Source organism: Paenibacillus xinjiangensis (assembly GCF_059686975.1).
This window is the reverse complement of sequence record NZ_JCAALS010000015.1, coordinates 152,812-171,955: the sequence shown is the minus strand read 5'-3', so window position 1 is coordinate 171,955 and position 19,144 is coordinate 152,812. Positions and strand designations below refer to the sequence as shown.

At 45.5% G+C, this 19,144-nt stretch carries 16 protein-coding genes; 11 read left to right on the top strand and 5 right to left on the bottom strand.

All coding sequences use genetic code 11. The features are described 5' to 3' along the window. Positions 1–293: 293 nt before the first annotated feature. From AC6ESP_RS16645 to AC6ESP_RS16620, 6 genes are all read left to right on the top strand, one after another. Complete coding sequence (locus AC6ESP_RS16645; protein WP_497097840.1) at positions 294–1,307, top strand: sensor histidine kinase; 1,014 nt, start codon at positions 294–296, stop codon at positions 1,305–1,307. A 1-nt stretch (position 1,308) separates the two neighbouring features. Further along, the gene (locus AC6ESP_RS16640; protein WP_497097851.1) at positions 1,309–2,385 is read left to right on the top strand and encodes a response regulator transcription factor; all 1,077 of its coding nucleotides are present in this window, start codon (positions 1,309–1,311) and stop codon (positions 2,383–2,385) included. 195 nt (positions 2,386–2,580) lie between these two features. Further along, positions 2,581–3,816, top strand: coding sequence for an ABC transporter substrate-binding protein (locus tag AC6ESP_RS16635; RefSeq protein ID WP_497097839.1), 1,236 nt, complete (start codon positions 2,581–2,583; stop codon positions 3,814–3,816). Between the two features lie 32 nt (positions 3,817–3,848). Further along, positions 3,849–4,733, top strand: coding sequence for a carbohydrate ABC transporter permease (locus AC6ESP_RS16630; protein ID WP_497097838.1), 885 nt, complete (start codon positions 3,849–3,851; stop codon positions 4,731–4,733). Further along, positions 4,733–5,587 carry a carbohydrate ABC transporter permease gene (locus AC6ESP_RS16625; RefSeq protein ID WP_497097837.1) on the top strand — a complete coding sequence of 285 codons (855 nt, stop codon included), beginning with the start codon at positions 4,733–4,735 and terminating at the stop codon, positions 5,585–5,587. Before AC6ESP_RS16630 ends, AC6ESP_RS16625 begins: the two co-directional genes overlap by 1 nt. 24 nt (positions 5,588–5,611) lie before the next feature. Beyond that, positions 5,612–7,234, top strand: a complete 1,623-nt coding sequence (locus tag AC6ESP_RS16620; protein WP_497097836.1) for a glycoside hydrolase family 5 protein — start codon at positions 5,612–5,614, stop codon at positions 7,232–7,234. A gap of 60 nt (positions 7,235–7,294) precedes the next feature. Here AC6ESP_RS16620 and AC6ESP_RS16615 read toward each other — a convergent pair whose 3' ends face one another. From AC6ESP_RS16615 to AC6ESP_RS16605, 3 genes are read right to left on the bottom strand one after another with little or no spacing between them, the layout of a single operon-like run. Continuing rightward, on the bottom strand, positions 7,295–8,095 hold the full coding sequence (locus AC6ESP_RS16615; protein ID WP_497097835.1) for an ABC transporter ATP-binding protein: 801 nt from the start codon (positions 8,093–8,095) through the stop codon (positions 7,295–7,297). Between the two features lie 19 nt (positions 8,096–8,114). Continuing rightward, a complete protein-coding gene (locus tag AC6ESP_RS16610) occupies positions 8,115–9,161 on the bottom strand; it encodes a FecCD family ABC transporter permease (protein WP_497097834.1) in 1,047 nt (348 codons plus the stop codon). Then, a complete protein-coding gene (locus AC6ESP_RS16605; protein ID WP_497097850.1) occupies positions 9,158–10,141 on the bottom strand; it encodes a FecCD family ABC transporter permease in 984 nt (327 codons plus the stop codon). The genes AC6ESP_RS16610 and AC6ESP_RS16605 overlap by 4 nt, the downstream gene beginning before the upstream one ends. Before the next feature lie 219 nt (positions 10,142–10,360). Between AC6ESP_RS16605 and AC6ESP_RS16600 the strand changes: the two genes are divergently transcribed. Then, on the top strand, positions 10,361–11,371 hold the full coding sequence (locus AC6ESP_RS16600) for an ABC transporter substrate-binding protein (RefSeq protein ID WP_497097833.1): 1,011 nt from the start codon (positions 10,361–10,363) through the stop codon (positions 11,369–11,371). A gap of 353 nt (positions 11,372–11,724) precedes the next feature. Continuing rightward, positions 11,725–12,918: an MFS transporter gene (locus AC6ESP_RS16595; protein WP_497097832.1), complete on the top strand. Its 1,194-nt coding sequence runs from the start codon at positions 11,725–11,727 to the stop codon at positions 12,916–12,918. 65 nt (positions 12,919–12,983) lie between these two features. On the opposite strand, the gene AC6ESP_RS16590 is transcribed toward AC6ESP_RS16595, so the two are convergent. Beyond that, the gene (locus tag AC6ESP_RS16590; RefSeq protein WP_497097831.1) at positions 12,984–13,424 is read right to left on the bottom strand and encodes an Lrp/AsnC family transcriptional regulator; all 441 of its coding nucleotides are present in this window, start codon (positions 13,422–13,424) and stop codon (positions 12,984–12,986) included. 138 nt (positions 13,425–13,562) lie between these two features. Here AC6ESP_RS16590 and AC6ESP_RS16585 point away from each other — a divergent pair, with 138 nt between their 5' ends. After that, positions 13,563–14,738, top strand: a complete 1,176-nt coding sequence (locus AC6ESP_RS16585) for a serine hydrolase domain-containing protein (protein WP_497097830.1) — start codon at positions 13,563–13,565, stop codon at positions 14,736–14,738. Here AC6ESP_RS16585 and AC6ESP_RS16580 read toward each other — a convergent pair. Beyond that, positions 14,735–15,991 (bottom strand): helix-turn-helix domain-containing protein, encoded by a 1,257-nt coding sequence (locus AC6ESP_RS16580; RefSeq protein ID WP_497097829.1) that lies wholly within the window; start codon positions 15,989–15,991, stop codon positions 14,735–14,737. The two genes, AC6ESP_RS16585 and AC6ESP_RS16580, sit on opposite strands and share 4 nt — an antisense overlap. 124 nt (positions 15,992–16,115) lie before the next feature. Here AC6ESP_RS16580 and AC6ESP_RS16575 point away from each other — a divergent pair, with 124 nt between their 5' ends. Both AC6ESP_RS16575 and AC6ESP_RS16570 read left to right on the top strand, forming a co-directional pair. Further along, positions 16,116–18,389, top strand: coding sequence for a glycoside hydrolase family 3 C-terminal domain-containing protein (locus tag AC6ESP_RS16575; RefSeq protein ID WP_497097828.1), 2,274 nt, complete (start codon positions 16,116–16,118; stop codon positions 18,387–18,389). Between the two features lie 134 nt (positions 18,390–18,523). Further along, a complete protein-coding gene (locus AC6ESP_RS16570; protein WP_497097827.1) occupies positions 18,524–19,141 on the top strand; it encodes a DUF1349 domain-containing protein in 618 nt (205 codons plus the stop codon). The last annotated feature ends 3 nt before the right edge of the window (positions 19,142–19,144 follow it).

The window sequence follows — 19,144 nt, the reverse complement described above, 5'->3', positions numbered from 1 at the left end:
AGGGGCTTCGCCACACATTTTCAACTGCTTGTCAAGTTCTTTTAATCTTTTTCACGCAAAAAAAGAGCAGGCTATCTTTCGATAACCTGCTCTTTTACATAGTTATTTGGTTCAGCACCTTAACTTAATGACATTGGCCAGAAAGCTCGGTCTTTTTAGTTAACGATGAAGGAGAACTATTATCTGGATCAACATCTGATCAAAGTGCTAGTGAGATCATCGATCAAGTAAAACTTGAGAAGCTGAAAGGTTCCGAAGTGATAATTCGAAAAACCGATCATCACTATCTTTTCATGAAAAGGGTCGACGATGGCGAGCTTAAATTAATTAAAGCATTACCAATTACGACAATTACGAATAGCGCTCGGAATACCGTTCGGGCCGGGATTTTGACTGGTCTTCTATTTGCCGCTGTTTCTATCCTTTTATCGGTCGCCGTATCACTTCGAATTAGCAGACCGATCGTCAGCCTTGCAAGAACTATGCGAATGGCGCCGATCCATCAGTTTGAACTGACATCAGTAAAAAGCAATGATGAAATCGGACTGCTGGAACGCGGCTATAATTCCATGATAAAGCGGATGAAGGAACTCATTGAAAACGAGTATCAGAAAGAAATTGAAGTGAAGAATGCGCAACTAATGGCATTACAGGCACAAATTAATCCTCATTTTTTAAATAACACACTAAACTTAATTGGGGGAATGGCTCTTACTAAAGGAGCGCCTGAAATTTATAAAATCACTAAAAGCATTGGTGACTTGCTTCGCTATTCAATTAGTTCCGGGTCTGACTCAGCCACTCTCTATGAAGAGTTGAAGCATATTCGGAACTATCTTTTTATTCAAGAACAACGCTTTATGGGTCGGTGCAGCATTATTATTGCTAACGATGGATCGGGAGAAAATCTCAGACTTCCAAGATTTACGCTTCAACCTCTCGTAGAGAACGCATTTGAACATGGTCTTCAGCCGAAAGAAGGAGCTTGGCATGTTGAAATTCGGATCAAAAAGATAGGTAAGCATCTTGTTATTATGATCAAGGATGATGGAGTGGGGATCGAACAAGTACGGCTGCGGCTGCTTAGGATGGAGTTAAAGGAAGGGATTCCTTTGAGAACGGCTGCGACCGACCTGTATAAGGAGATACCGCGGATGCAAAAGGGAATAGGGATTCAAAATGTGGATTCGAGATTGAAACTGCATTTTGGGCTAAAAGCAGCCGTACGTGTATGGAGCAGACCTGAAAAAGGAACGGTTATATTACTGAAGTTACCTATGCAGGACGGGAGGCAAACCGTTGAATAACGTGTTGATCGTAGACGATGAGCCATGGGCAAGGGAAGTTATTAAGGCGCTGGTTGATTGGGATAGGCTAGGGCTGGCAATAGCAGGGGAAGCGGAGGATGGCAGCCGAGCGGTTCTTTTCATTAAGGAGCATAAGCCTCAGATCGTAATTACAGATATGAGAATGCCAGGCTTAGACGGTGTGGAGTTCCTCAAAGCGTTGAATGAACAATTCCCTTCTATAAAAATTATCGTTATGAGCGGATATGATGATTTCGTTTATTTAAAGCAAGCCATTCGTTCCCGGGCAGTAGAGTATTTGCTAAAACCTGTCGATGAAACAGAACTGAACGAGGCATTACAAAAATGTATTTTCGAATTGGAGAACGAGAAGCAGACGGTACACACGGCATTGATATCTCCGATCGTTTTTCCTAACGCCCAATCGATGGATCGTTATGGTGGATTGCGAAAACGAGTTTTTGGCACGCTGTTTGAACTTAGCAAACCGGCGCTTTTGCAGGCACTTGATAAGTTGGAAGCGCTTTTAAAGGATACGTTCTCGAATGGGATAGACTCGGCATTGTTGGCAAAGATCGGAGACGATTTTTTACGTATGCTTGGAGAGTTTGTAACCGAGAACGGTACTGAATGGGTAGCAACGGATTTGGAGTTAGAGCAATCCAAGCGTTATGAAAATGTAAGGGAGCTGATGAGATCGGTCGCGAATGCCTACGGAGCGGTAATCGACAAGATGGAGTCGATAAGGAAATCGAAAAATCGGCTAGTTATTTTAGAAGTTCAGCATTATATCGACCAGCATTATATGGATCCTATTTCGCTTGAAACGGTAGCGTACCGGTTTTATGTGACGAAAGAGCATTTAAGCCGAGCATTCAAATCAACGATAGGAGAGAATTTGACCGAGTATATGACTCGCAAACGTATGGAAAAGGCGAAGCATTTGCTTATGCAATCTGATGTCTCGATTAAACAGGCAGCCCAGATGACCGGTTATTCGGAACTTGCCTATTTTCATCGGGTTTTTAAAAAACACTTTGGAGTAACACCAGGAGAAATCCGAAGTGGCAGTCGATAAGTAAGTGTTATCAATATTGTGCAATAAATGTTGCTAATTGGCTCTAATGATCCTCCTTCAAACCTACTCTATACTTAGGATGTACGAATCATATAAGGGGGTTAAGCACAATGATGAAAGCGTTTTATTTGGGTCTTGTAAGTGTAATGTTGATGGTATCAATTACGGCTTGTAGCACTAATAACGCTAAAAACAGTGGAAGCAGCTCAGGCTACCAATGAAGGTGCATCTGGCGGAAACACGGAAGAACCAAAAGGGGAGGCACAGAAAGTCGAACTGAAAGTGCAAATAGGATCACCGCGTTTCAAGGTTCAATTTGAAAAATATTTTGAACAGTTTAAAGCCAAAGAATTAGCAGAGAAAAATATCAATGTTACGATTGATCTCGAAATGCCGAATCCAGATCAGGCTAAACAAGTACTTCAAGCGCGCCTGGCTTCCAATGATGCACCAGACATCTTTGATATACATGCCAACGATCTCCCAACGTATGAAAAAGCTGGTTATCTGGAAGATCTTACAAGTCAACCAGCAATTGCAACCTTATATGATAGCGTGAAAAGCACCGTAACGCTTGACGGCAAGGTTGTGGCCCTTCCACTTGAGAGTTTGGCATGGGGGTACTTGTACAACAACAAAATCTTTAGTGATGTGGGAATCACGCCTCCACAAACGCTTGATGAAATGAAAGCAGCTGTAGAAAAATTAAATGCGGCTAAAATAAAGCCATTCTTGCTTGCTTTCCAAGAGTCATGGGTGCCTCAGCTGATGACAGCTCTTTCTCTTGGTGGAATTATATCCTCTGAGAATCCGGACTGGATCGAAAAAATGAACAAAGGCGAAGCTTCTTATGCAGATGTTCAAGGGATATTCAATATTATCGACCTCATTAACGCAAACGGAACAGATAAACCTTTTGAAGTAGGCAATGAAGCGGGTTCCACAGAATTTGCGAGCGGAAAAGCTGCGATGTGGATACAAGGACCATGGAATGCAGAAACGCTCCTAAAAGTAAATCCGGATTTTGAATTTGGCGTAGCTCCACTTCCGGTTAGCAACAATGCCAGTGGAACGATGATCAACTTGTCAACCTCCACAACGCTTGCTGTATCGAAAACCAGCGAGAATAAAGAAGTGGCGCTTGATCTCTTGAACTATATCTTGGATGAGAAAGATTCGTCGGCATTGTTCCAAGAACTTAAGTTCAATCCCGTGTCCAGCGTTCACCAATATGAAGTATTCCCTTGGGTAAATGAAGCTTCAGAATATGTGGAGCAAGGTAAAGCCTATCAAGATCTTAAACTGCCTAATGGCGTAACAGACGAACAAGCCAAATTGCTTCAAAGCTATTACGTTAAAGAGGTTACCAAAGAGCAATTCATCAGTACGATGGATAAGGCATGGGCAAACGCAGTTAAAGCAGCGCAATAGGCATGACAAACGGGTGACCGGGAGTGAGGAATATGAACTATACAAAAATAAACAAGCAAACGGTCATCCTTCTCGCCTTCGTATTTCCGGCATTATTATTCTATGCTGTATTTACCATCGCCCCGACAATCGGAGGCGTGTTGTACAGTCTGACGAACTGGAATGGATTGGATCCCACCTATGAATGGGTGGGATTCTCCAATTATACTGAGGCGTTGAAGGATGCTTATTTCATTAAATCAATTTGGTTTACATTGAAATATGTGATTTATATGGTTGTGCTGCAAAATGTGATTGCTTTGCTCTTGGCAGTCTTCGTGGAATCAAGGAAAAGGAGCAAAGTATGGTTTCGGACCATATTTTTTATGCCGAACATGCTCAGCTTGATCATCGGCGGATTCATGTGGGTGTTCATCTTTACGAAAGTGTTGCCTTCTCTTGTTGAATCTACTGGTATCGGCTTTCTTGACCAATCCTGGATTGGTGATCCGGACTATTCCTTCTATTCCATCATCATCCTTTCATTATGGGGCGGGGTAGGGTATCAGATGGTTATCTATATAGCCGCTCTACAAGGTGTACCTGTGCAATTGAAAGAAGCAGCAGCTATAGATGGGGCTAGTGGAGTTCAGATCTTTCGTCATGTTACGTTCCCTATGATATATCCGGCATTAACAATCGGTATTTTCCTAGCGCTTAGCACTTCATTTAAAGTGTTTGACGCCGTATTTGCATTAACCGGGGGAGGGCCGGGAAGGTCAACGCAGGTAATCGCGATAAATATCGTGGAAGAAGCCTTTCGTTTCAACCAGCGTTTCGGATATGCAAGCGCAAAAGCTATTATCCTTTTCTTGATTGTCCTCTTCATTACACTCATCCAATTGTTAGTAATGAAAAGAAGAGAGGTTGAGGCATAATGGCACAGAGGCAATCGGGCAATAGATCGATCGGACGCGGGGCCGGAAATGCTTTTATTTTTCTCGTTTTAATTATTGCTTCTATTTTCACGCTTTTCCCCATTTACATGGCGCTATTAAATTCTTTTAAGCCGGATGGGGAAATGCTGTCGAATATCATGTCCCTTCCTACCCGATTAGATTTTGGGAATTATATTGATGCATACCAAAAGATCGATTATCTGAACAGTTTTAAAAATACAACTGTCGTAACCATTATCGGAGTAACAGGGATCATTCTTTTTGCTTCCATGGCCGGATATAAGATGTCGAGGACGCCAGGAAAGTTAAGCAGCTTTCTGTTCGGATTATTTGTTTTATCGTCATTAATCCCGTTTCATTCCATAATCATTTCACTGGTCAAAATCGCTAAGGAACTGAGAGTGCAAGGAACCTCTTACGGTCTGGGATTAATTTATATTGGTTTGGGAGTAGCTCTTGCGATATTCCTGTACCATGGATTCGTAAAATCGATTCCTAGGGATCTGGACGAAGCGGCGTTGATGGATGGGTGCGGTGAATTTCGGCTTTACTTTTCTATTATTTTGCCATTGCTTCTACCAATAACGGCTACAGTAGCTATATTAAATGCTCTATGGATGTGGAACGATTTCCTTTTGCCGCTGCTTATGTTAACGGACTCCAACTATTATACACTTTTGATTTCTACGAATATGCTATTTGGCGAGTATAACAACGACTGGTCGGCTATTCTATCCTCTTTGGTGCTGACGATGCTACCGATTATTGTCTTGTACCTGCTCCTGCAGAAATATATTTTAAGCGGCATAGCAGAAGGTGCAATTAAAGGCTAATAGGAAAGGATGAGGGTAGAGACAATGGGACAATCCATAGAAGTACAAGGTTTTGTAAAAGCCATCGGAAAAAAAATCATGAATGGCAACGGCCAAGAAATCCTGTTACGGGGTGTCGGCTTAGGCAGTTGGATGTTGCCTGAAGGCTATATGTGGCGGTTTCCTAATCAAGGTGACCGTCCACGACGAATCGAACGTATGATTAAAGAATTAGTCGGAGAAGAAAAATCCGCACAGTTCTGGGATAATTATTACGCAAATTATACATCGGAAAAAGATATACAAAAAATAGCGGCTGAAGGATTCAACTCCATTCGTGTACCTATTAACGCTAGATTCCTTATCGAGGATGGAATGCGTCTTATCAATGGACGTATCGAGATCATTGATAGAGTGATTGATTGGTGCCGTGAACACTCGCTTTATGTCATCCTTGATTTACATGGTGCTCCAGGTGGACAAACGGGGACGAATATAGACGATTCTGAAGAAGATAAGCCGGAACTGTTCATGGATGATAAGTATAAACGGTTAACGGTTGCATTATGGAAAATGCTCGCGGAACGCTATAAAGATGAATGGATCGTCGCAGGATATGACCTGCTGAATGAGCCGTTACCGAATTGGTTCTCCGTATATAACGATCAAGTTATGCCGCTTTATAAAGAGATCGTGAACGCCATCCGAGAAGTGGATGATCGGCATATGATTATTTTGGAAGGTGTGCACTGGGCTACCGATTGGTCGATTATCGACGAGAAGATTGACGACAATCTCATGTTGCAATTCCATAAATATTGGAATAACCCGGATACGGAAAGTATTCAGACATTTTTGGATACACAGGATGAGTGGAACGTACCGATTTTCATGGGTGAAGGCGGGGAGAACAACTGCGATTGGTTTGCAGGAGCATTCCGCCTATATGAAGATCACAATATATCCTGGAACTTCTGGACATGGAAAAAGATGGACTGTACCAATTCTCCTTGTTCTATAAATACGCCATATGACTGGCAGTTGCTTATTGACTATTTGGAGGGCGGCATTAAACCGAATGCGGAAACTGCAGAGAGGATTCTGTGGGAATACCTAAACAATATGTTGTTTGAGCATTGTATGTATCGATCAGAAGTCGTTAATGCTTTATTCCGTAGGCCTCCCGTTCGTATTCCTGCAATCTTTTATGGTTACAAAGGTGAGGGTGTAAGTTTCGGCATTGGGAAACCATGTGTTAAGAAGATTGGTTTTAGAGTAAATGACGGGGTAGATATCCGATTTGTTAAAGAACAAAGAGTAAAACCTCATTTTCAACATATGAAGGGTGAGGAATGGCAGCCGGATGAGCTTTTATATGTACAACTTGCTCCGAATGACTGGCTTGCTTATGAATTTACTGTTCCTTTATTCAGTTTTACATGGGAGTTCACCTTAGAATTATGTGTTCAAACAGGAGAATTTGGGGAAATTGAAGTTACTGTGGATGACGTCTTTATCAGTGTAGTCGATACGTGTGGAGATTCCTGGAACTCAATCAAACTTCACAAACATTTCAGAGCTAATGATGGTCTACATCGGTTAGTATTGAAGGCAAAAGGACAGCCGATTGCCATTCAATGGCTTCGAATAGTACCGAGCGGACAATAATCTCCAAACGAAAGAGCCCCGGTCAATCAACCAGGGCTTCTTTCGTTTTCTATGTTATGATCACGAGGACGTACGCACGCGGCCTTTGCCGCGAGGAACGCATAGCGGAGTGCCGAACAGAGGATCAGCAATAATCTCGCAATCGAGCTGAAACACGCTCAACATCAGCTCTGCATTAATGATTTCTTCGGGTTGGCCTTGTGCGGCAATGGTGCCTTTGCGGATAGCGACGATATGGTCCGCGTAGCGGCATGCCAAGTTAATATCATGCAGGACCATGACGATTGTTCGCTGCTCCTGTTGATTCAGATCATAGAGCAGATCCAATACCTCAATCTGATGCGTGAGATCAAGATAGGTTGTAGGCTCATCCAGCAGTATAATTGGCGTCTCCTGAGCAAGTGTCATCGCAATCCAAGCCCTCTGGCGCTGCCCCCCTGACAAGGAGTCGACCTCGCGCTCCTTGATTTCACTAAGTCCGGTAGACTCTAGTGCGGACAAGACAGCCTTCTCATCCTCATGAGACCATTGCTTCAGCCAATTCTGATAAGGGTAACGTCCTTGCTTGACGAGCTGCAGCACGCTCAGACCTTCCGGCGCTGATGGGCCTTGCGGTAATATCGCAAGCTTGCGGGCAACTTCCTTTGTCGTCATGCTCGCGATTTCGGTGCCATCTAGCACGACTGAACCGCGCTGCGGCTTCAGTAATCTAGCCATGGAACGCAGCAGTGTAGACTTGCCGCAGCCGTTGCTGCCGATTAGAACGGTGATTTTCCCCTGTGGTACAGCCAAGTTCATATTCTCAAAAATATAGTCGCCTCCGTAAGACAACCCTAGGTCCTTCGCTACTAATGTACTCATGGTGGTTATCCTCCTGTTCCTAGAATTGGTTCCGATTGCGATATAGCTGATATAAGAAGAATGGGGCGCCAATGGCTGCAGTTAACACTCCGGCAGGGATGTCCCTAGGCAGGAAGATAGTACGCGCTGCCAAATCCGATAGCAGCAAGATGATTGCACCAAGCAGAGCACTTACCGGCAGTACGCTGCCGAAGGAGGAGCCAACAAGCTTGCGTGCCATATGCGGTGCCATGAGGCCGATAAAGGCGATTGCTCCACCAATGGAGATTGCTGCTCCAGCAAGGGCAACGCTTAAGGCTAATAGAATGAAACGCTGGAGCTGGACTCGTGAGCCAGCACCATTAGCCACATCGTCGCCGAGCATCTGGATGTTCATGTGGCGGGCTTGCAGCCATGTAAGAGGCAGAAGAACACAAACCCAAGGAAGCAGCGTCATCACATCTTTGTCCCATGAGGCGCCGTAGATCGTTCCGGTCATGAAGGTAAGCGAGCGTTCGGCTAGCTGCATAGGACCACCAATAATGAACATATAAGAAATAGATTTAACGGCAGCAGATACCCCGATACCAATCAATACGAGTCTTAGGGGAGCGACTCCCTTCTTCCAAGCAAGAACATATAGAAGAGCGGTAATGGCAAAAGCTCCGATCATAGAAGCGACTGGCATCCAGAAGATGGATAACGTTCCGTTGAACAGAAACAGGAACAATACTGCTCCAAGTGAAGCTCCTTCCGTAATGCCTGTTACATCAGGCGAGGCCAGCGGATTGCGGATAATGCCCTGCAAGACAGCACCAGCAACAGCAAGCGATGCTCCGATAAGAACAGCTAGGATGACACGCGGCAGTCGAAGCTTGGCTACGATGACTTGGTTCATCGGATCAGCTTGACCGAATAATACTTTTATAACCTGCAGTGGTGAGACGAACTGGCTTCCAAGGCCAGTAGAAATGATGATTGCAGCAAGGCATATTAGCAATAACATCAAGGTCACCTTTACGGTTCGCTTCTCGATAAGCAAGGAAAATTTAGCATTCGCTGATCGCAGCGATTGGTATTTACTCATGATTGTTGTCTGCCTTTCCTTGCAATATAGACGAAGAAAGGAACGCCGATGACGGCTGTCATCACGCCTACAGGCACTTCCTTCGGCATGGCGATATATCTGGAGCCAAGATCTGCAGCAACCAGCAGCAATGCGCCAAGCACAGCACTGAAAGGTAGAATCCATCGGTAGTCACGCCCAACGAGGTGGCGGACGATATGTGGAATAATAATGCCAACGAAAGCAATTGGCCCCGCTGCAGCTACGGAAGATCCGCCTAGCAATATAATAGAAACAGCTGCGAATATTTTAATGTGGGCGGTTTGCTGCCCGAGCCCTTGAGCGACATCATCCCCCATAGCTAACACGTTCAAATGCCGAGTCAGTAGGAAGGCAATGACTAGCCCTACTCCCATGTAAGGAAGTACAGTTATAAGCTGATTCATCTCCCTGCCGGCTACGGAGCCGACAAGCCAGACCAGTACTTGATCGAACATTTTGCCATCCGATAGCATAAGCCCTTGTGTCAGCGAGCTGAAGAATGCGGTCATGGCCGCACCTGCAAGTGTAATTTTGACCGGAGTCATACCGTCTCTTCCGATGCTTCCGAGAAAGAATACAATTCCGCCGCTCACGGCTGCACCAAGCAGGGCGACCCATGTCGAGGCCTGCATACCGGATAAGCCGAACCAGCCTGTTGCGAGCACGATAAAGAAGGCAGCGCCGGAATTAACCCCAAGCGTACTAGGGGAAGCGATTGGATTACGAGTGATAGCCTGCATAACGGCTCCGGCCACAGCCAGGCTTGCACCTACGCAAGCGGCAATGAAGGCTCGGGGAACTCTTGCCGTGCGAATAATGAGATGCTCATTGCTGCCATTATTATGAAGGAAAGAATCCCAGACCGTCCGAATAGGAATATCTGTGACGCCGAAGGCGATACTGCACAGCATGGCTGCAGCAAGAATAACTAAGGAAATGAGTAGACCAATCGTTCGTATGATCATCTATGTCGCTCCTAAAATACTTAAATACGTATATGGTCATTATATTGTAAGTTATGAATCTCCATCCTGCATTTTAGTAGACTGGTAGTGGGAAGTCAATTCATTTTGATAATGATTATCAAAATAATCTTGACGTGATTTGGTTTAAGGTTTATAGTTTGTTGGGACAAATTGATAATCATTATCGTTATAATCATAGGGGGAATACTACAGATGACAGAAAAAGCACAACGATCGAACCGTAAATTTGCTTGGTGGGGAGCTCTAATAATGGCTATGGCCATTGTTATTGCGGGATGTGGCAATAATACCTCGAACAATTCATCGACTTCGAATAATAGCGGTGCGGCGAATGCAGGAGCTGCTTCAACTGAAACACGCACAGTCAAGCATGCAATGGGCGAGACTGAAATTAAGGGAACACCAGCCAAAATCGTCGTGTTGACGAATGAAGGAACAGAAGCATTGCTGGCACTAGGCATCACGCCAATCGGCGCGGTTAAATCTTGGACAGGCGACCCTTGGTATGATCACATTAAGGATCAAATGGAAGGCGTAACCGTAGTCGGCGAAGAAAGCCAACCGAACATGGAGCTTATTGCCGGTCTACAGCCTGATCTGATTATCGGGAACAAAATGCGTCAAGAAGAGGTATACGAGCAGCTCAAAGCGATTGCTCCTACCGTAATGGCAGAGGACCTGCGCGGAGATTGGAAGATTAACTTCAATCTGTACGCTGAAACGGTTGGCAAGAAAGCCGAAGGCGACGAGCTAATCAGTGCATACGATGCGCGTATTGAAGATTTCAAAACAAAAGCAGGCGACAAGCTGAGTGAAACGGTATCCGTTGTTCGATTCATGGGCGGGAAAACGCGTGTGTATCACACAGACACCTTCTCCGGCGTTATCTTTAATCAAATCGGAATTACACGTAACGACATGACGATCAATGCCAAAGAACAATTCGTCGATGAGATTACGAAAGAACGTCTTCCTGAAGTAGAAGCAGACCGTCTATTCTATTTCACCTATGAAACTGGTGATGGTAATGGCAATGCACAAGAACAAGAATGGCTGAATGATCCGCTATGGCTCAACCTTAACGTTGTGAAAAATGGAAACACGCATAAGGTTGATGATGCGATCTGGAACACAGCTGGCGGTATCTTGGCAGCTAACCTGATGCTGGATCAGCTGTATGATTTCTATGAAATTACGAAGTAAGCTATTTATATAGCTATATAACAAAAAGAGCTGCTGAGCAAATGAATTGCTCAGCAGCTCTTTTTGCGTTCGGAATGTGTACCTCCCACCCTATTAGCATCCGTCGGCCGCTCCCTTAGAGGGGGCGGCTTTTTGCGTTTGCACAGTGCAATTTGAACCGGAAAAGCTCGAACATTGAAATTAAAGGATAAAGGCCAGAAATAAAATGAATATGAAGCTGTAGCCTGTTGTTTTCCTATACTCCTGTATGTAAATGGAAGGTGAAATTCAATAAACTTAAATGCACGAAGTGAATTGTTGCTTAAGCGCGGAGCTAATGATTTGCGACATCATGAAAAAGGAGGCTTACAGAAATGAATCATCATACATCTGTGTCTGCACAGACTGCAGCTTCATCTACGCGCCTCCCATGGGCGGGCTTGCTCGCTCTGGCCATGGCTGGATTTATTTGTATCCTTACCGAAACGCTCCCGGCGGGTTTATTGCCGCAAATAGGGGAGGGCCTCGGCGTTTCTGAGGCACTTGCTGGACAGCTAGTTACGCTGTACGCGATCGGTTCCTTAGTGGCCGCAATTCCCTTAACGATTGCGACGCGAGGCTGGAGGAGAAGGCCGCTGCTATTATTGTGCATTATTGGTTTCCTAGTGTTCAATATCGTTACGGCATTATCTTTTCATTATGTATTGACGTTAATAGCTCGCTTCTTCGCAGGTGTAGCTGCAGGTGTGCTATGGGGGATGATAGCAGGTTATGCAAGGCGCATGGTACCTGATCCACTTAAGGGAAGAGCTATGGCAATTGCGATGGTAGGAACACCACTCGCATTATCATTAGGTGTACCGGCCGGAACCTTACTTGGCAACCTTGTAGGATGGCGCTATGTTCTGGGGATCATGTCACTGCTTGCGCTGGTATTAATATTCTGGGTGCTGTGGAAGCTGCCGGATTTTGCCGGTGAATCTGTCGATAAGCAGCTTTCTCTCCATCAGGTATTTGTCATCCCTGGTGTACGACCGATCCTGTTCGTCGTTCTAGCGTGGGTACTGGCTCACAATATCCTGTATACCTATATATCACCTTATCTTGCCCAGACGGATCTTGCGCAGAGAGTTGATCTCGTATTACTTCTTTTTGGCATCACATCGGTCATTGGTATTTGGGTTGTAGGTATGCTGATCGACCGCTGGCTGCGTTCATTGATTCTTATTAGTCTTGCCGCTTTTGCCTTGGTGTCTGTCACTTTTGGGATTAGCCAAAGTCAGACGGTTGTAATCTTGTTAGGGGTAGCTTTATGGGGATTAACGTTCGGAGGAGCGGCAACGTTACTGCAGACGGCAATTGCACAAGCGAGCGGCAAGAGTGCAGATGTGGCTCAATCGATGCTAGTGACAGCATGGAACCTGGCTATTGGCGGCGGGGGTGTCATTGGAGGGATTCTGCTAGCAACAGTAGGCGTCAGCTCGTTCCCATGGGCATTGACTATTCTAGTGCTTCTTGCGCTCTGTACAGCGTGGCTCTCTAAACAACATGGCTTTCTATCCAAATGAGGCATCCAATTGTTAGCGGCAGGAATGGAGCTAGCGCTCGATTCCTGCGCTCAACCCTCTTATTGTTAAGTTTCTTCAATAGATCCAATAAGCGATTTATAGTCAATGCTAGACGACATTGCAATTAGAATGGTATAGGTTCCGTATTTATCACATCGATCGCCGAATTCTTCTAGTGACTGAGTAGAGTCCGTCATAATTTTCAATAAATAGTTGTGTTCTCCACTAATGCGCGTACATTCGACGACTTCGGGAGAGGAGTGGGCAAATGCAAGGAACGCATTACAGTCTCTGGTACGGAATAGCATGTAGGCGATAGAACGCTTCCCGAGCTTGTCAGGAGATATAATGGTGCGATATTCCTGAATGGTTCCATTTTCCTCCATGCGCTTTACTCGTTCTGTTACGGCCGGCTGTGACAATCCGACGCATTTGCCCAGCTCAGTCATTGAGATTCTAGCTTGATTCTGAAGATAATAGAGAATTTTTGTGTCTATTTGGTCCATAATAGTTGGTCTCCTTTGAATGAAAGGGAATAGGGATGCACTTATTCGTATGGCTTGGTAACTATCTCGTTCTATAAATAATAAGCACATGTCACATGAATACACAATACTTTGAGAAGCTAGAGAGGATGAACAACATTGAATAATAATATTTCAAGCCATTTGAACATAGATAACTTGCAAGCACGCATTGATGAGGTAATCGATCGTACTCTCGCAGACAAAAGATTGGTAGGCGCTGTCGTGAAAGTGGCCGTTAACGGGGTACATGTCTATAGTCGAGCCGCAGGGTATGCAGACCGGGAGAATCAGCAGGTCATGCAAGGCAATACAATATTCCGACTTGCCTCGGTGTCCAAGCCGATTGTCTCCACTGCTGCTCTCGTACTCATCGCACAAGGACGCCTGCAGCTAGAAGACCGTGTTGACAGCTGGCTGCCCGAGTTTCAGCCCCGCCTGAGCAATGGTGAACCTGCTGTGATAACGATCCGACATTTGCTTACCCACACGGCAGGTCTAACTTATCGCTTCTTCCAGAAGGATCAGGATTCATATGAGATCGCAGGAGTATCGGATGGGATGGATATGTCCCATATTACTCTAGGAGAGAACATTCGCCGGCTTGCTTCTGTACCACTCCTCTACACACCAGGCACGGAGTGGAAATATTCGATTGCAACGGATGTGCTTGGTGCAGTGATTGCTAAGGTGACAGGTACAACTCTCGGCGCAGCTGTAAGTGAACTAGTGACGGTGCCGCTTGGCATGTCGGACACGGGGTTTGCGGCCATTGACCCTATGCGATTATCTGCAGCGTATACGAATGATATGCCGGAGCCGCGTCGGTTGCTTGATTGTGATGAAATTCCATTTATTGAAGGTACGGCGGGCTTCCGTCTGGCTCCAGTTCGAGCGCTTGATCATACGGCGTATCATTCCGGTGGGGCAGGTATGGTAGGCAGCAGCGGAGACTTCATGCGGCTGCTGGAAACCTTGCGGTTGGGTGGGGCACCACTGCTTCCAGAGAGTATGGTTCGTGAAATGACCACCAATCAGATTGGTGATCTTCCTATGGCTTATTGGCCAGGACGAGGGTTCGGCTTAGGATTTACACTCCTCCAAGATCCGATTGCCGCACAAACTTCTGAGTCGCCAGGAACGTGGCGAATGGGAGGGACCTACGGTCATTCATGGTTCGTTGATCCGATTCAGCAGCTAAGTGTCGTTGCCTTTACCAATACGGCTCTGGAGGGAATGTCAGGTCAGTTCACGGTAGACCTATGTGAAGCCATATACGAAGGCTTAGCCACTTAATGATTCTCTTGCTTGGCTGCCTCTTTACGATCGCGATATTGCTTGGGGGTAATGTCCGTATGCTTTTTGAATATTTTGTTGAAGTGGGTCTGGTCATAGAAATTAAGCCTCGATGCGATTGTGGATAGGGGCTCATCAGTCAATTCCAGCAGTCGCTTCGCTTCTTCAACTCTTTCCTTTTGAATGTAGAAGCTGATCGTCATACCGGTTTCTTTCCTGAACAGATGGGATAAATAGTTTCGGTTAAGGCCCACCAGATCGGACAGCTTCTGTAGCGGAATATCCTCAAATAAATGTGCGAAAATATAATCCTGGCAAGCTGCAATTGGCTTAGATGTACTATTCTTCTTGCTCTGGCTTACGCGATCAGTGAAATCGAGGAGAGCATCCTTCAGGGCAACCTCTACAGCTTGAGCATCTCTTAGCTCCTCAATATGTTGGATATGCAAATCGCTTAACGTATAGGAGAGCTCAGCATGCAGACCTCCAGCCATTGCTTCACGTGTTGCAAGTGAAATAGCGCTTATGGCTAGATTTTTAATGTTTCGCAGATGGCTTCGCTTAGAGAGTACCCCGGCATCCTCGAATGATAGCGTATTGATCATGCGAAGGAGGGTAGCTTTGTCACCTGTTCGAATATTTCTCATCAGCTGCTTTTCTGCAACCGGATCTGTATGGAATAGAGAGAGCTCTCGAACATTGGATAGTGTCAGCTCAATATTGTCTGCATAGACGAATCGCCGTTCGAAACGGAAGTTGTATTCAAGCACATCCTGAATGTCCAGCGCGACCCCATTCACGAGCAGATGAGACATCACGCTGATGTGAAACAAACGAAGTTTATGGATACCGGGAAGCTTACGAAGATAATCATTCCAGAGCAGCTGGTGCTTATACGGCACATTATTGTCATTAATGAGATTGCTGATAAGCTCATCAGTCAGCACCTGCGAGATAGCTGGACCAATAACAAGAGTGCCAGTATGCCTGTGATCTCTTTGAATAGGAAGCATAATAAATTGCTCTAGAAAATTCGTTGTATGGATAACCGGGAACGTAAATTCGCGGGATTGTCTAATGAGTGAGCTGATAAGCTCTTCTTGATCAAGGAACAGAGGGCTGGTCTGGAAATCATCATTTGAGGCTGAGAAAAACTCATTGTCATTGCTTTTATAGAAAACCGGCAATTGGATGCTCTCATAGATGAGCTTGCACAAATAGGACAGTTCTGATTCTGGCTGAGTGGCGCTCATGACCACACCTCACAATCATCTTATTTTTCTAACAAATATACCATAAAGATAGATCGTTGCTCATTTATAATCAACTACAGGATAACATTCAGGTTGAGAAATATGGATGAGGAGGATTTATAATATGAAACGTGATATACAACAATTGGTTGCTCAAATGACTTTGGAAGAAAAGGCTGGTATGTGCTCAGGTCTTGATTTCTGGCATCTTAAAGGTGTGGAGCGTCTAGGTATTCCTTCTGTAATGGTAACAGACGGACCCCACGGACTTCGCAAGCAGCAAGAGGGTTCAGACCACTTAGGCCTGCTGGACAGTGTTCCAGCTACTTGCTTCCCTTCTGCAGCTGGACTTGCCGGCTCATGGGATCGAGAGCTGATCAATAAAGTTGGGGTTGCTCTAGGTGAAGAGTGCCAAGCGGAGGACGTAGCTGTTCTGCTAGGACCTGGCGTCAATATTAAACGTTCCCCACTCAATGGACGTAACTTTGAATATTTCTCAGAAGATCCTTTCCTCTCCTCAGAGATGGCTGTTGGTCATATTCAAGGGGTACAAAGCCAAGGCGTTGGTACTTCACTTAAGCACTTTGCTGTGAATAATCAAGAGCATCGCCGAATGTCCGTAGATGCTGTAGTGGATGAGCGTACATTAAGAGAAATTTACTTGGCGAGCTTTGAAGGCGCTGTTAAAAAAGCACAGCCATGGACGGTTATGAGCTCCTATAACCAAGTGAATGGTACTTATGCTTCTGAGAACGAGGTATTGCTTACAGATATATTGAAAGAAGAATGGGGCCATGAAGGTATCGTTGTATCCGATTGGGGCGCAGTGGATAAGCGTGTCCCTGCACTAGCAGCAGGCCTTGAGCTAGAGATGCCAGCGAACAACGGTATCAGCGATAAAGAAGTGGTTGCAGCAGTGAACAATGGCCAGCTGTCTGTTGAAGCCCTTGATCGTGCAGTTACAAGATTGCTTCGTATCATCTTCATGAGCGTTGATCAGAAGAAAGAAAACGCTTCTTATGATAAAGAGGAGCATCACCAGCTGGCGCGTCAAGTAGCGCGTGAGAGCATGGTTCTGCTGAAGAACGAAGCCGGTTTGTTACCAGTTGCTAAAGGCAGCAAAGTAGCCGTAATTGGTGCGTTCGCTGAGAAATCGAGATACCAAGGCGGAGGCAGCTCCCATATTGTGCCTACTCGGCTTGATGTGCCGCTTGATGAGATCAAGGCACTTGCTGGCGATACAGCTTCAGTTGTGTATGCTAAAGGCTTCACTGAGGAGAGCGATAGCGTAGATGGCGTACTGTTTGATGAAGCTAAAAAAGCAGCAAGTGAAGCAGAGGTTGCGATCATCTTCGCAGGGCTGCCTGACCGTTATGAATCTGAAGGCTATGACAGAAGCCATATGAGCCTGCCGGACAACCAGAATCGCTTAATTGAAGAAATCGCTGCAGTACAGAGCAATGTCGTTGTTGTGCTGATGAATGGATCACCTATAGAAATGAAGTGGGTAGATCAAGTAGGTGCAATTCTTGAAGCTTACCTTGGCGGCCAAGCAGTTGGCGGCGCGATTGCAGATGTGCTGTATGGCGAAGCGAATCCAAGCGGCAAGCTGGCTGAGACATTCCCAGTAAGACTTAGCGATAACCCTTCATTCTTGTTCTTCCCAGGATCAGGAGATCGTGTAGAATATCGCGAAGGCATTTATGTAGGCTACCGTTACTATGATGCGAAGCAAGTGAAGCCTTTATTCCCGTTCGGTCATGGACTAAGCTATACGACATTCGAATATTCGAATCTAACGATTGATCGTAAGGACATCAAGGATACTGAAACGGTGAACGTTAGTGTTACGGTTACGAACACAGGACTACGAGCGGGTAAAGAAATAGTACAGCTGTATGTTAAGGATAGCGTAAGCTCGATTGAACGCCCGGAAAAAGAGCTGAAGGGCTTCGAGAAGATAGAGCTTCAACCAGGCGAGCACAAAATCGTATCGTTCCTACTAGACAAACGTTCTTTTGCTTACTACAACGTAGAGCTGAAGGATTGGCATGTTGAGAGCGGTGAATTCGCTGTATGGATTGGAAGGTCGTCGCAGGATATCGTGCTTAGCGATACGCTTCATGTAGAGTCCACTACCCAGTTGAAAGTTACGTACCACCGGAACTCGCTGCTTGGAGATCTGATGGCCAACCCAGCGCAAGCTGCAATCGCTCAACAATTAATGGCAGGCTTCCAAAAAATGCTTCCTATTGATGCGGATGGAGATGCGGCTACAGGCGATATGATGGCTGCAATGATGAAATATTTGCCTCTACGTAATTTGGTTGCATTCAGTCAAGGTGCATTTACGGATGAAATGCTGACGGATTTGCTTGATCAGTTGAACCAAGCTTAGTATTACGATGCCGGCTGACGGCTTTCATGTATTGTTCGCCAATATGGTTTATTACAAGATGATATAGCTTATTGATCGGAAAAAGAGGTATGCTTATCCTTGCTGGTAATTGGTTTAATTACTAATCAATGGGAGTGAGTATATTGAATCTTTTTGAACAATGCATCCATCATACGATGACGAATGAGCTGCAATGGATCAATGAGCCTAAGCAATGGAGCTTCAATGCAGAGGGGGGCTTGGTGGTTGAAGCCCCTCCTATGGGGGACTTTTTCATCGATCCAGCGGGAGGAAACACGAAGCTATCGGCCCCATTTCTATACACAACGGTGAAGGGCGACTTCAACATAACAACTAGAGTTAATGTAGACATGAGAGTAACGTATGATTCGGGATGCATCATGGTCATGTCCGATCTGCAGAACTGGGCGAAGCTTTGCTTCGAATTCTTCGACGGGCTGCCCTCCATTCTTAGCGTCGTAACGAGGAATACGTCAGATGATGCCGTTTCTAGTCAAATAGATGTTACAAGGCCCTATCTGCGATTGGCAAGAGCCGGACAATGCTTCGCCTTCCATTATTCTCTTGACGGGATGAGCTGGAAGCTGGCAAGGTATTTCGGAATGGATGTACCAGAGGAGCTGAAGGTTGGTGTTGCCGCGCAGTCGCCAATCGGTGAAGGGACTCAGGTCACGTTCGAGAGCTTGACGATCGGCACGAACGGAGAGTCGGACATACGGGTTGTAGTCTAGTTG